Annotated in this window: 11 protein-coding genes; 5 read left to right on the top strand and 6 right to left on the bottom strand. The window is 64.9% G+C overall.

All coding sequences use genetic code 11. The features are described from left to right. Window positions 1-92 precede the first annotated feature (92 nt). Both NKJ15_RS01550 and NKJ15_RS01545 read right to left on the bottom strand, forming a co-directional pair. The gene (locus tag NKJ15_RS01550) at window positions 93-1424 is read right to left on the bottom strand and encodes an ABC transporter substrate-binding protein (protein WP_352448472.1); all 1332 of its coding nucleotides are present in this window, start codon (window positions 1422-1424) and stop codon (window positions 93-95) included. Between the two features lie 212 nt (window positions 1425-1636). Continuing rightward, window positions 1637-2326 (bottom strand): PIG-L deacetylase family protein, encoded by a 690-nt coding sequence (locus NKJ15_RS01545; RefSeq protein ID WP_352743063.1) that lies wholly within the window; start codon window positions 2324-2326, stop codon window positions 1637-1639. 27 nt (window positions 2327-2353) lie between these two features. Between NKJ15_RS01545 and NKJ15_RS01540 the strand changes: the two genes are divergently transcribed. The 5 genes from NKJ15_RS01540 to nhaA all read left to right on the top strand — a co-directional run bounded on the left by NKJ15_RS01540 (window position 2354) and on the right by nhaA (window position 9263). Continuing rightward, entirely contained in the window at window positions 2354-3244 is an 891-nt protein-coding gene (locus tag NKJ15_RS01540) for a DMT family transporter (RefSeq protein WP_352448474.1), read from the top strand. A gap of 75 nt (window positions 3245-3319) precedes the next feature. Then, window positions 3320-5938, top strand: coding sequence for an ATP-dependent helicase HrpB (gene hrpB, locus NKJ15_RS01535; protein ID WP_352813814.1), 2619 nt, complete (start codon window positions 3320-3322; stop codon window positions 5936-5938). Between the two features lie 87 nt (window positions 5939-6025). Further along, on the top strand, window positions 6026-7351 hold the full coding sequence (locus NKJ15_RS01530) for an ActS/PrrB/RegB family redox-sensitive histidine kinase (protein ID WP_352813812.1): 1326 nt from the start codon (window positions 6026-6028) through the stop codon (window positions 7349-7351). A gap of 63 nt (window positions 7352-7414) precedes the next feature. Beyond that, complete coding sequence (locus NKJ15_RS01525) at window positions 7415-7978, top strand: ActR/PrrA/RegA family redox response regulator transcription factor (protein ID WP_023676342.1); 564 nt, start codon at window positions 7415-7417, stop codon at window positions 7976-7978. Window positions 7979-8069: 91 nt separating this feature from the next. After that, window positions 8070-9263: a Na+/H+ antiporter NhaA gene (gene nhaA, locus NKJ15_RS01520; protein ID WP_352813810.1), complete on the top strand. Its 1194-nt coding sequence runs from the start codon at window positions 8070-8072 to the stop codon at window positions 9261-9263. 17 nt (window positions 9264-9280) lie between these two features. Here nhaA and NKJ15_RS01515 read toward each other — a convergent pair whose 3' ends face one another. The 4 genes from NKJ15_RS01515 to NKJ15_RS01500 are packed head-to-tail and all read right to left on the bottom strand — an operon-like array spanning window position 9281 to window position 13499. After that, entirely contained in the window at window positions 9281-10708 is a 1428-nt protein-coding gene (locus NKJ15_RS01515) for a gamma-aminobutyraldehyde dehydrogenase (protein WP_352540419.1), read from the bottom strand. Window positions 10709-10733: 25 nt separating this feature from the next. After that, a complete protein-coding gene (locus NKJ15_RS01510) occupies window positions 10734-11549 on the bottom strand; it encodes an ABC transporter permease (RefSeq protein ID WP_352469946.1) in 816 nt (271 codons plus the stop codon). Further along, window positions 11539-12489: an ABC transporter permease gene (locus NKJ15_RS01505; RefSeq protein ID WP_352814101.1), complete on the bottom strand. Its 951-nt coding sequence runs from the start codon at window positions 12487-12489 to the stop codon at window positions 11539-11541. Before NKJ15_RS01505 ends, NKJ15_RS01510 begins: the two co-directional genes overlap by 11 nt. Before the next feature lie 14 nt (window positions 12490-12503). Continuing rightward, on the bottom strand, window positions 12504-13499 hold the full coding sequence (locus tag NKJ15_RS01500) for an ABC transporter ATP-binding protein (protein WP_352540420.1): 996 nt from the start codon (window positions 13497-13499) through the stop codon (window positions 12504-12506). Between the last annotated feature and the right edge of the window lie 38 nt (window positions 13500-13537).

The raw sequence follows: 13537 nt of genomic DNA, 5'->3' as shown, positions 1-13537 counted from the left end.
CACTTGGCTCGTCTCGACAATGGAATTTATCTGAACTGTGTCCCGTGCCAAGTGGCACGGGACGGTTCGGTCATGGGCTCGGGAGGAGCCGTTTACATCTTGCCATCGTCCTGGAAGACCTCGGTCCAGTCCTTGACGAGGCCGTCGAGCGCATCCTTGGCCGAGCCTTGCCCGGCAACGACATAGTCGTGGAAGCGCTTCTGCGATGCCTGCAACAGCGGGGCATAGCTCGGCTCGGCCCAGAAGTCCTTCACGATGGCCATCGAGTCGAGGAAGGTCTGCGCATAGGGCTGGCTGGCCGGGAAGGCGGGGTCCTTGACGACCGCGTTGAGGCAGGAATAGCCGCCGAGCGACCACCATTTGGACTGCACGTCCTTGTTGGCGAACCATTTGATGTATTTGAGCGCGGCTTCCTGCTTGTCGGAATAGGAGACCACCGAGATGCCCTGGCCGCCGAGCTGGGCGAACTGGTCCCCGTCCGGACCTTTGGGATTGACGAAATAGCCGATCTTGTCGCCGCCGACATTCTCGTCCTTCTGCAGGCCTGGCCAGGTGAAGGCGAAGTTCATGTGCATCGCCACCTGGCCGGATTTGAAGGCATCAACGCCTTCGCCCATGTAGCTGTTCGAGGCGCCGGGAGGGGTGCAGCAATCGTAGAGGGCTTTGTAGAACTCCAGGCCCTTCACCGATTTATCGGAGTTGACGAAGCCTTCCATCTCGTAGGGTTTTTTCGGGTTTTCGTACTGGAAGCCAAAGCTGTAGAGCACGTCCATGGCGCCCATGGTGATGCCTTCCGAGCCGCGCTCGGTGTAGATCGACGCGCCATAGACGGTCTTGCCGTCGATGTCGCGCTTCTGGAAGAATTCGGCGATCTGCTTCAATTGGTCGAAGGTCGTCGGCGGGCCGAGATCCCAGCCGTACTTTTCCTTGAATTCCTTCCGCAGCTCCGGCTTGGAGAACCAGTCCTTGCGGTAAGTCCAACCGACGACGTCACCCATGGCCGGCAGCGCCCAGTAATTCGGCGAGTTCTTCGGCCATTCCGAATAGCCGACGACGGTCGCCGGCACGAAATCATCCATGCTAATCTTCTCCTTGTCGAAGAAGTCGTTCAGCTTGACGTAATGGCCGTTCTCGGCGGCACCGCCGATCCACTGGCTGTCGCCGATGATGAGGTCGCACAGCTTGCCGTGCGAATTCAGCTCGTTGAGAAAGCGATCGGCATAGTTGGTCCACGGCACGAATTCGAATTTCATGCCGATGCCGGTTTCCTTGGTGAAGTCCTTGGACAATTCCACAAGCGCGTTGGCCGGGTCCCAGGCTGCCCAGCAAAGCGTCAGATCTTCTGCCTGCGCGACATTCGAAACGGCTGTCGACGCAAAGAGTGTCGATGCCAGTCCCAACGCCAATTTCAAGGTCGATTTCATGCCTTCCTCCCATTTGCGAAACACGTCCGGATGACGGTTTCAAGAGCCCGCTAAACCCCTCCTCCGGGGCCCAAACACAACGACGCGGCGGCGCACCGGATGTTTAGTAATTTGTTTAGTGATGCAATTTTTACTAAACAAAGCAAGCGAATTCGTTGCTGCACCGCAGCATGCTGGACAGGAAAGCAACGTGAGAAGTTGCGGCGACCTGTCTAGGTCACCGTCTTGTTGCTGACAGCCACCGGACGGATCACTGGGGCCGGCGGCAGCAGCGCGCGGATATCGGCGAAGGGGAAGACTGGCTCGAAGCGGAAGGCCTCGGCAAACGATCCGGCCGGGCCGTTGCACTGGCCGGCGCGAAAGGCGTTCTGCGTGCGCGCCGCGTCGACGAAACGCTCGGGATCCTGCGACTGGTGCGCCCGGATCGCCTCCGCCTTGAGATCGAAATGCCTGGAGGTGTCGACGTAGTGCGTTGGCGAAAACCCGGTGCCGCCGAACGTGTCGGCATGTAGCACCGGCACCGAGAATGACGCTGCGATGCGCACGCCATCCGATAGCGCGCGGTGGTCGCCATGATAGTCGTTCGGCGCATGCGTTATCACCAGATCCGGCCCTATCTCGCCGATCAGTGCTTTGAGCGCCCCGATCAGCGCGGCATCCGCGACCAGCCCGCCATCGGGAAAGTCGAGGAAGCGCGGCGTCACGCCAAGCAGGCCGGCCGCCGCCGTCGCCTCCTTGCGGCGCGTGCGGGCAAGTGCGGCCGGATCGCCATAGCCGCCCCTGGCGCCATCCGTGGCTATGGCAAAAAAGAGTTCTGCGCCTTGCGCGGCATAGGCGGCCATCGTACCGAACATGAAGATCTCGATGTCGTCCGGATGCGCGCCAAGCGCCAATATCTTCACTCTCATCTCTCCCGGAAATGGAAAAACGTGCCCAACGGAATTCTGCTCGCGCTCATCGCCTATGCAAGCTATTCGTGCAGCGACGCGGTTGTCAAAAGCCTGGGCGGGCAGTTCAACGTCTTCGAGATCGGCTTCTTCTCGACATTGTTTGCCGGCTGCTTTCTGCTCTTTGCCAGGCCGGCAGGCGAGCGCTGGCTCGATTTCTGGCGCACCAACCGGCCCTGGGCGGTACAGGCCCGGGCCTGGGCCGGCATCGCCTCGGGCGTGCTCAGCGTCTATGCCTTCACCACCATCCCGCTGGCGGAAGTCTATGCGCTCATCTTTCTGGCGCCGCTGTTCGTCACCATCCTAGCCACGCTGGTCCTCAAGGAGAAGGTCGGCCCGTGGCGGTGGCTGGCGGTGGTCGCCGGCTTTGCCGGGGTCATGCTGGTCGTCAGGCCGGGGTTTCGCGAATTGCATCTTGGTCATCTGGCGGCGTTCATCATCGCCTTCCTGGCCGCCACCAATGTGATCCTGATGCGTTCGCTTGCCGCGCAGGAAAAGCGCACGACGATGCTCGGCGTGCTGATCGGCTACGGCCTGCTCTTCAACGGCGCCGGTGCGGCGGCTACCTCGTTCTCGTTGCCGGATGGCAGGCAATGGGCCTGGCTGGTACTGGCCGGCGCCTTCACCGCCGGCGGCCAGCTGTTGCATCTGCTGGCGGTCAAATACGCACCGGCCAACCGCATCGCGCCGACGCATTACTCGCAGATCGTCTGGGCGGTGGTTCTGGGTGCGCTGTTCTTCAGGGAATATCCGGATTTTCTGTCGCTGGTCGGCTTGGCCGTGGTCGGCGGTTCCGGCCTGCTGACCATGGTGCGCGAGGAGGTGCGGCTCGGCACGGTGCGCTGGAACCCGTTTTCGCGGACCAGGCTTTGAGTCGGCGCCGAGGTTGCGCCGCGACCGCCACCGCTGATATGCGGTTGCTGCCAACTGGCTGCACAGCATAGCACAATGACGACAAAACCCTTGCCGGACCTGCCGGTCTCCGTTGTCTTGCCGGCGCTCAATGAAACGCTGAGCCATGGTAACAGCGCCGTGCTGGTGGCGCCGCCCGGTGCCGGCAAGACGACGCTGGTTCCACTGGCGCTGCTCGACGCTGAATGGCTCGGCGCCGGAAAGATCATCCTGCTCGAGCCGCGCCGCCTCGCCGCCCGCGCTGCCGCCCGCCGCATGGCCGAATTGCTCGGCCAAGAGCCCGGCGAAACCGTCGGCTATGCCATGCGCATGGAAAACCGCAGTTCCGCAAAAACCAGGGTTCTCGTCGTCACCGAAGGCGTGCTGTCCCGCATGATCCTCGACGACCCGGAACTGCCTGGTGTCGCGGCGGTGCTATTCGACGAGTTCCACGAACGCTCGCTCGACGGCGATTTCGGGCTGGCGCTGGCGCTCGACGTGCAGGGTGCGCTGAGGCCCGAACTCAGATTGCTGGTGATGTCGGCAACGCTCGACGGCGCGCGTGTCGCAAAATTGCTGTCCGGCGCGCCGGTGATCGAGAGCGCAGGCCGCGCCTTCCCGGTCGACATCCGCTATGACGAGCGGCCGGCCGGCGTCACCATCGAGGACGCCATGGCCAAGGCGATCCGCTCGGCGCTTGCCGGGGAGGAGGGCAGCGTGCTCGCTTTCCTGCCCGGCCAGCGCGAGATCGAGCGCACCGCCGAGCGGCTGGCGGGCAAGGTCGGCGCCGATACCGACATCGTGCCGCTCTATGGTATGCTCGACAACAAGGCGCAGGACGCGGCGATCAAGCCGGCGCCGCTCGGCCGCCGCAAGGTCGTGCTGGCGACGTCGATCGCCGAAACCTCCATCACCATCGACGGCGTGCGCGTCGTCATCGATTCCGGCCTGTCGCGGCTGCCGCGCTATGAACCGGCGAGCGGCCTGACGCGGCTGGAGACGGTACGTGCTTCCCGCGCTTCCGCCGACCAGCGCGCCGGCCGTGCCGGGCGCACGCAGCCGGGCGTCGCCATCCGGTTGTGGCGGGCCGAGCAGACGGCGGCCCTGCCGGCCTTCACGCCGCCGGAAATCCTCGAGGCCGATCTTTCCGGCCTGTTGCTCGATAGCGCAGCGTTCGGCGTCGCCGATCCGACCAGTCTATCCTTCCTCGACCCCCCGCCGGCTCCGGCGCTCACCGAGGCGAGGGTACTGCTACGTGCGCTCGATGCTGTCGATGCGGCAGGACGCCTGACGGATGCCGGTGCCGCGATGCGTAGGCTGGCGCTACCGGTGCGGCTTGCCCATATGGTCGCCGAGGCGGCAAGGACCGGAGAGGCGCTCGAGGCGGCGATGCTCGCCGTATTATTGACCGAGCGTGGCCTTGGCGGCGATGGTGCCGATCTCGAACGGCGGCTGCTGCGCTTTCGCGCCGAAAGATCGCCGCGCGCCACCGCCGCCCGGCAGCTGGCTGAGAGGCTGGCAAAGCAGGCTTCACCCTTCCCCTCTAGGGGAGGGTCGGCAAGCGAGCCGAGCGCAGCGAGACGAGCGAGACGGGGCGGGGTCGTCGATGGCGTGCCCGAAGCGGCCCCACCCCTATCCGGTACGCGGATCGACGCGCCGGGGCGAGCCACGGGTCTCGCCCGTCCTTCCGACCCCCTCAAGGGGGAGGGCAGCACAGCCGGCGCTCTCCTCATCCATGCCTGGCCGGATCGGGTCGCCAAAGCGCGCGGCGAGCGTGGCCGCTTCGTGCTTGCCAACGGCTCGGGCGCCATGCTCGACGCCTCCGATCCGCTGGCCGGCGAGACCTGGCTCGTCGTCGCCGACCTGCAGGGCAAGGCGCAGAACGCCCGCATCACCGCAGCGGCAGCCATCGATGAGGCCGACATCCGCACGGCGCTGGCGGAAAAGATCGAGGCCCGCCGCGAGGTGAGCTTCGACCGCGACAGGCGCGCGGTGCGGGTGCGCGAAACGGTTCGCCTCGGCGCCATCACGCTGTCCGAACGCATGCTGCCGGCGCCGACCGGTGCCGACGCGGATCGCGCCATCCTCGACGCCTTGCGCGAACACGGCCTGTCCCTGTTGCCGTGGAACAGCGAGGCGGAGACGTTGCGGCAGCGGCTCGGCTGGCTGCATCGCGGCCTCGGCGTGCCATGGCCCGATGTCTCCGATGCCGCGCTCCTCGAGCGCCTCGACGACTGGCTGCTGCCGTTCCTTTCCGGCGCGGCATCCTTTGCGGCAATCGATCCCAGCGTGCTTTCGCAAGGCCTGATGACGCTGGTGCCGCACGAATTGCAGCGCAAGATCGCCACATTGGCGCCGACCCATTTCGACGCGCCGTCGGGCAGCCGGCTGCCGATCCGCTATGACGGCGAATGGCCGGTGCTGGCGATCCGCGTGCAGGAACTGTTCGGCCTCGACCGGCATCCGGCGATCGCCAACGGCACTGTGCCGCTGACGCTCGAATTGCTGTCGCCGGCGCACCGGCCGATCCAGACGACGCGCGACCTGCCCGGCTTCTGGCGCGGCTCCTGGGCCGATGTGCGGGCAGAGATGCGCGGCCGCTATCCCAGGCATGTCTGGCCGGAGAACCCGCTTCTCGCCGCCGCCACTAGCCGCGCCAAGCCGCGCGGTACCTGATGCTTCCAGACTGTCATCCCGAACCGGCCCAGCTTCGGCGGTTTTCGGAAAAGACCTCCGACTGTTTCCCCTCTATAATCACCGCCCATGATAAACATCCTGCACGCACCCGACTTCCAGCAAAGTCAGCGGCTGCGCCTCAATACGCTGATCAGGTTGCGCTGGCTTGCCATCGTCGGCCAGAGCCTGACCGTGCTTGTCGTCGCTTACGGGCTGAAATTTCCGCTGCCGGTCAGCATGTGTTTTGCGCTGATCGCCTGTTCGGCCTGGATGAACCTTTTGCTGACCTTCCGCTATCCGGCGGCGCATCGGCTTACCCCGTTCTCGGCCTTCGCCATCCTGACCTTCGACAGCCTGCAGCTTGCCGGCCTGCTCTACATGACCGGCGGCCTTACGAATCCGTTTTCGCTGCTGATGACCGTGCCCGTCGTCGTCTCGGCGACGTCGCTGCCGCTGCGGCTGACCGCCATGCTCGGCGCGCTGGTGATCGTGGCGGCGACGCTGCTGGTCTTTTACCACCTGCCGCTGCCCTGGCATGAGGGGGCGCCATTGGCGATGCCGTTCATCTATGTCGCCGGCATGTGGATGGCGGTGTTCTGCTCCATCGCCTTTACCGCGATCTATGCCTTCCGGGTGGCCGAGGAGGCGCGGCTGCTTGCCAACGCGCTTGCCGCCACGGAATTGGTGCTGCAGCGAGAACAGCATCTCTCGGCCCTCGACGGCCTCGCCGCGGCCGCCGCGCACGAACTCGGCACGCCGCTCGCCACCATCACGCTTGTTGCCAAGGAGATGGAGAAGGCGCTTGGCGAAGATCCGAAATACGGCGAGGACGTGAAGCTGCTGCGTTCGCAGAGCGAGCGCTGCCGCGAAATCCTGAAGCGCCTGACCAGCCTGTCCTCCGAGAGCGAGGTGCACCTCTCGCGCCTGCCGCTGACCTCGCTGGTCGAGGAGGTGACGGCGCCGCACCGCGATTTCGGCATTTCGATCAAGCTTCGGCCGGGCGAGCGCATCGGCCCGGAGCCGGTGGGCCGGCGCAATCCCGGCGTCATTTACGGCCTCGGCAATCTGGTCGAGAACGCGGTCGACTTCGCCCGCAACAGCGTGACAGTGCGCTGGAACTGGAATGAAGCCGCCGTCAGCTTCTCGATCATCGACGACGGGCCGGGCTTTCCACCGGAGATCATCGACCGTATCGGAGAACCCTATATGTCGACGCGACAAGGCACCGAAGCCGGCGGCGGCCTCGGCCTCGGCCTATTCATCGCCAAGACCTTGCTCGAACGCTCCGGCGCGACGCTCGATTTCCGCAATTCAAGCGAGCCCGGCGAGGGCGCTATCGTGCAGATATCGTGGCCGCGCAGCATCTTCCTCAATCCCGAGCAGGCTTCGGCCACCATGTTCGACACGGCCTAAATTGGACAATAGCGTTGCGAAACTATATTTGCGTAAAAATCAGGCAGCAGGATTTTCAGCACGATGAGTACTGACGAAACGATTGGCGCAATGGTCGAAGGCGAGGATACCTCGCTGCTGATCGTGGACGACGACAAGCCGTTCCTGACGCGGCTTGCCCGCGCCATGGAAACCAGGGGTTTCGTGGTCGAGACGGCGGAGAGCGTCGAGGAGGCGGTTGCCAAGGCGCGCGCCAATCCGCCGGCCTATGCGGTCGTCGACATGCGGCTGGCCGACGGCAACGGCCTCGACGTCGTCGCCGCGATTCGCGAGAAGCGCGACGATGCCCGCGCCATCATCCTCACCGGCTACGGCAACATCGCCACCGCGGTGACAGCGGTAAAGCTCGGCGCCATCGACTATCTGTCGAAGCCGGCCGATGCCGACGATATTTTTGCCGCCCTGACCCGCACCGCGGGCGAACGCGCAGCGCCGCCAGAAAATCCAATGTCGGCCGATCGTGTGCGCTGGGAACACATCCAGCGCGTCTACGAAATGTGCGACCGCAACGTCTCGGAAACCGCACGCCGCCTGAACATGCATCGCCGCACGCTGCAACGCATCCTCGCCAAGCGCGCGCCGCGCTAAAGGGCTCTCATTACAGGCTTGCCCGGCCAGCGCTGTTTGCGCATCATCGCTTGGCGGTGTCGGACCTTGCCGCTGATACGACGGAGGCGACATGCAGGACGAAAAGCGGCTGGTCTCCATGCTGCGCGAATTCCTCGACAGCGAGGCGGCCGGCGGCCTCATCCTGATGGCTGCGGCGGCCTTGGCCCTGATCGTCGCCAATTCGCCGCTGGGCGAGGCTTATTTCTCCGCCCTCCATGCCTATCTCGGACCGCTCAGCGTCTCGCACTGGATCAATGACGGCCTGATGGCGGTGTTCTTCCTGCTGGTCGGTCTCGAGATCAAGCGCGAAATGCTTGACGGCCAGCTGTCGACCTGGCCGCGCCGCGTGCTGCCCGGCATCGCCGCCGCCGGCGGCATGGCAGCGCCGGCACTGGTCTACGTCGCCATCAACCGCAACAATCCAGCCGCTCTGTCCGGCTGGGCGATCCCAACCGCCACCGATATCGCCTTTGCGCTCGGCGTGCTGTCGCTGCTCGGCAGCCGCGTCCCGGGTTCGCTGAAGATATTCCTCACGGCGCTTGCCATCATCGACGATCTCGGCGCGGTGCTCATCATCGCGGTGTTCTATACCAGCGGCCTCTCGCTCGCCTATCTCGGCGCCGCCTTCGCCGTGATCGCGCTGCTGGTGGTGCTCAACCGCATGCGGGTGCTGACGCTGCTGCCGTACATCTTGCTCGGCATCGTTCTGTGGATTTTGGTGCTCAAATCGGGCGTCCATGCGACGCTCGCCGGCGTCGCGCTGGCCCTCACCATACCGCTGAAGATATCGCCGGGCAGCGGCCATGATCTCGACCATTCGCCGCTGCACCGGCTCGAACACGGCCTGCACAAAGTCGTCGCCTTTTTCGTCATCCCGATTTTCGGCTTTGCCAACGCCGGCGTCTCGCTCGCCGGTCTCAGCGCTGCCGCCCTGGCCGAGCCGCTGACGCTCGGCGTCGCCGCCGGCCTCGTCTTGGGCAAGCTGGTCGGCGTGTTCGGGTCTTCCGCGCTTGCCATCCGGCTTGGCTTCGCCGATCTGCCGGTCAATGCCGGCTGGCTGCACATGGTCGGCATTTCGCTGCTCTGTGGCATCGGTTTCACCATGAGCCTGTTCATCGGCCTGCTCGCCTTCGCCAGCGACGCCGCCCTGCAGGACGCGGTCAAGGTCGGCATCCTCGCCGGCTCCTTCATCGCCGCGCTCCTAGGCGCCGCTGTGCTGCTGGTGGCGCCGGCCGCAGGCGAGGCGGAGGAGGCGGAAGAATAGGCGTCTCCTCGCGGGCGCTACCCGTGAGCGACCATGACGTGGCGGACGGCGGTATAGTCCTCCAGCGCGTAGAGCGACATGTCCTTGCCGTAGCCGGATTGTTTCAACCCGCCATGCGGCATCTCGTTGGTCAGCATGAAATGGGTATTGATCCAGGTGCAGCCATATTGCAGCCGGGCGGCTGTCGCCATGGCCCGCGAAACGTCCTTGGTCCACACCGACGACGCCAGGCCGTAGTCAGAATCATTGGCCCAGTTCACCGCTTCGTCGACTTCGGAAAAGCGGGTGACCGAGACCACCGGACCGAACACTTCGCGGCGCACGATCTCGTCCTCCTGCAGCGCGCCGGCGACGACGGTCGGCTGGTAGAAGAAGCCGGAGCCCTCGCCCGGCTTGCCGCCCGTGGTGATCTCGATGTGCTTGAGCTCAGAGGCGCGCTCGACGAAGCTCGAGACGCGGTCGCGCTGGCGACGCGAGATCAGCGGGCCGATCTCGTTTTCGGTATCGTCAGGACGATCATACTTGATAGTCGAGACGGCGGCGGAGAGGTCGGCGACGAGCTTGTCGTAGATCTTCTTGCCGGCGTAGATGCGGCAGGCGGCGGTGCAGTCCTGGCCGGCATTGTAATAGCCGAAGGCGCGCAGGCCGTTGACCACCGCGCCGAGATCGGCGTCGTCGAAGACGATGACCGGCGCCTTGCCGCCGAGCTCGAGATGCGTGCGCTTGACCGATTTGGCGGCAGCCTGCAGCACCTTCTTGCCGGTGGCGACGTCGCCGGTGATCGAGATCATGTTGACTTTCGGGTGGTTGATCAGCGTGTTGCCGACGCTGTCGCCGCGACCGAGCACGACGTTGACGACGCCTTCCGGCAGGATCTCGGCAAGGATTTTCGCCAGCTTCAGCGCGGTCAGCGGCGTCTGTTCCGACGGCTTGAAGGCGACGGTGTTGCCGCCGGCAATCGCCGGCGCCAGCTTCCAGGCCATCATCATCAGCGGATAGTTCCACGGCGCGATCGACGCGACAACGCCGATGGCGTCTCGGCGGACCATCGAGGTGTGGCCGGGAATGTATTCGCCGGCGACCTGGCCGGGCATCGAGCGGACCGCGCCGGCAAAGAAGCGGTAGCAGTCGACGATCGCCGGGATCTCGTCATTGAGCACGGCATTGATCGGCTTGCCGCAGTTCAGCGCCTCGAGCGCCGCGAAATCCTGTGCAGCAGCCTCGATGCGATCGGCGATCTTCAGGAGATAGCCGGCGCGCTGCGCCGGTGTTGTGCGGGACCAGGTGACGAAGGCTTTTTCGGCAGCAAGCACGGCCGCCTCGATCTGCGCTGGGCTGGCCTCGGGCAGATTGAGGATGGTCGCCCCGGTCTTCGGGTTGAGGATCGGCTCCTCGGTCTCGGTGCCTTTTTCGAATTTAGAGCCGATCAGCATCTGCGTGTCCATGGAAGTCTCTCCCTTGTGAACGAGATCATTTGCCCGAACCGGCGATCTGGTCGCCGTCGCGGGTCAGGTAATAGGCAGCGAGGATGGGGAGCAGCGTCACCAGCACTACCACCATCGCCACGACATTGGTGACCGGACGCTGGCGCGGACGGATCAATTCTTCGAGCATCCAGATCGGCACCGTCTGCTGCTGGCCGGCGGTGAAGGTGGTGACGATGACCTCGTCGAAGGACAGCGCAAAGGCAAGCATGCCGCCGGCCAGCAGCGCGGTTGCGATGTTGGGCAGCACGACATGCCGAAAGGTCTGGAAACCATCGGCGCCGAGATCCATCGACGCCTCGATCATTGAGCCGGACGTGCGGCGGAAGCGGGCGACCGCATTGTTGTAGACGACGACCACGCAGAAAGTGGCGTGGCCGAGCACGATCGTCCAGAACGAGAACGGGATTTCGGCCAGCGCGAAGGCCGAGCGCAGCGCGATGCCGGTGATGATGCCGGGCAGCGCGATCGGCAGGATGACCAGCAGCGAGATGGTTTCGCGGCCGAAGAATTTTGTGCGGGACACGGCAGCGGCGCACAGCGTGCCCAGGACCAGCGCGATGGTAGTCGAGATCGCCGCGACCCGCACAGACAATGACAGCGCCTGCCAGACGTCGGGGCGGTTCCAGGTGACGGCGAACCATTGCGTGGTCAGGCCCGGCGGCGGCCAGACGAAGCTCTTCTCCTCGGTGGTGAAGGCATAGACGAAGATCAGCAGGATCGGCAAATGCAGGAAAAGCAGGCCGCCGGTGGCAGCGAGCTTCAGGCCGATCGGCGCGGATGGGCCACGGTCAGAGCGCATCGAAAGCCCCCATGCGCTTGGCGCCCCAGAGGTAGAAGCCCATGATGACGATGGGCACCACGGTGAAGGCGGCGGCGAGCGGGATATTGCCGGCGGTGCCTTGCTGCGAATAGACGGCCTGGCCGATGAACAGCCGCGAGGTGCCGATGATCTGTGGGATGATGTAGTCGCCGAGCGTCAGCGAGAAGGTGAAGATCGAGCCGGCGACGATGCCGGGCAGCGCCAGCGGGAACAGCACGTTGCCGAAGGTCTGCCCGGGCGAGGCGCCGAGATCGGACGAAGCCTCGACCAAATTGCCCGGCACGCGCTCGAGTGCGGCCTGCACCGGCAGGATCATGAACGGCAGCCAGACATAGACGAAGACGATGAAGGTACCGGTTGAGGAGACCGACAGCGAGTTGCCGCCGACGACCGGCAGCGACAGCCAGGCATCAAGCAGCCACAGAAGATGCAATTTGGCCAGCAGCCAGGTCAGGATGCCTTCCTTGGCGAGAATCAGCTTCCACGCATAGATCTTGACCAGGTAGCTCGACCACAGCGGCAGCATGACGCCGAGATAAAACAGCGCCTTCCAACGGCCGCGCGCATAGCGCGCCGCGTAATAGGCGATGGGAAAGGCGATGACCGCCGCCGCCAGCGTCACCAGCGCCGCCATAGTCACCGTGCGCAGGATGATGTCGAGATTGGCGGCCTGCAGCAGGTCGCCATAGGTCTTCAGCGTGAACTCGCGGTTGATCAGGCCGGAGAACTCATCGATCGAAAAGAAGCTCTGCAAAAGCAGCGCAAACAGCGAGCCGATATAGACGATGCCGAGCCAAAGAACCGGGGGTAGCAGCATCAAGAGCAGCAAGAATTGCGGCCGGCGCCAGAAGAGATCGGAGAGCCAGCCGCGTACGCCACCACTTCGCGGCAGGATGGCGGGGGCCGTGGCCCGCGGCATGGCAGCGTCCAGGCTCATCCGAGCTCGTCCATCAGATGCAAATGCTCGCGCTTGAAGGTGAGCACCACCGCCTCGCCTTCCCCCGGCAGCACAGCACCCGCCGGCACGATGGCATGCAGTCGCAAGCCCTCTGCATCGAGCGCCAGTCTTGTCGTGGCGCCGAGATAGTTGGTCGAGACCAGGCGGGCGGCAACCCCTTCGCCGTTGGCCCGGCCAATACGGATGGATTCGGGCCGCAGGCTGCCCCAGCGATACTGGCCGGCATAGCGCTGGACGAAATCCGGCGGCAGCACGTTGGACGAGCCGACGAAATCGGCGACGAAGCGGGTCTTGGGGCGCTGGTAGATGTCTTCCGGCGTGCCGATCTGCATGATCTTGCCGTCATTGAAGACGGCCACGCGGTCGGCCATCGACAGCGCTTCGCCCTGGTCGTGGGTGACGAACACGAAGGTGATGCCGAGCGCCTTCTGCAGCGATTTCAACTCCTCCTGCATGTTTTCGCGAAGCTTGAGGTCGAGGGCGCCGAGCGGCTCGTCGAGCAACAGCACCTTGGGCTGGTTGACCAGCGCACGGGCGAGCGCGACGCGCTGGCGCTGGCCGCCGGAAAGCTGGCCAGGGCGACGGGCGCCGTAGCCGGGAAGCCGCACCAGCGCCAGCGCTTCTTCCGCCGCCTGTTGCCGCTCCGGTCTGCCGACGCCCTTGACCATCAGCCCATAGGCGACGTTGTCGAGCACGTTGAAATGCGGGAACAGCGCATAATCCTGGAACACGGTGTTGACGTTGCGGCGATAGGGCGGCACGCCCTCGGCGCGTTCGCCGAAGATCGAGATCGAGCCCGCCGTCGGCTGCTCGAAACCGGCGATGAGGCGCAGGCACGTCGTCTTGCCCGAGCCGGAAGGCCCGAGCATGGCAAAGAACTCGCCCGGCACGATGTCGAGATCGACCGCGTCAACGGCACGCACGCTGCCGAAATGGCGAGAGACGTTTTGGAAGGAAACGGCGGAGGTCATGGGGCTGTCCTGATCTGTCAGGCTCATCAAATTTCAGG

It is taken from the genome of Mesorhizobium sp. M0207 (assembly GCF_040321995.1).
In the GTDB taxonomy this organism is placed as follows: domain Bacteria; phylum Pseudomonadota; class Alphaproteobacteria; order Rhizobiales; family Rhizobiaceae; genus Mesorhizobium.
Note: the sequence above shows the minus strand (reverse complement) of the source record. Positions and strands in the feature narration are given on the sequence as shown.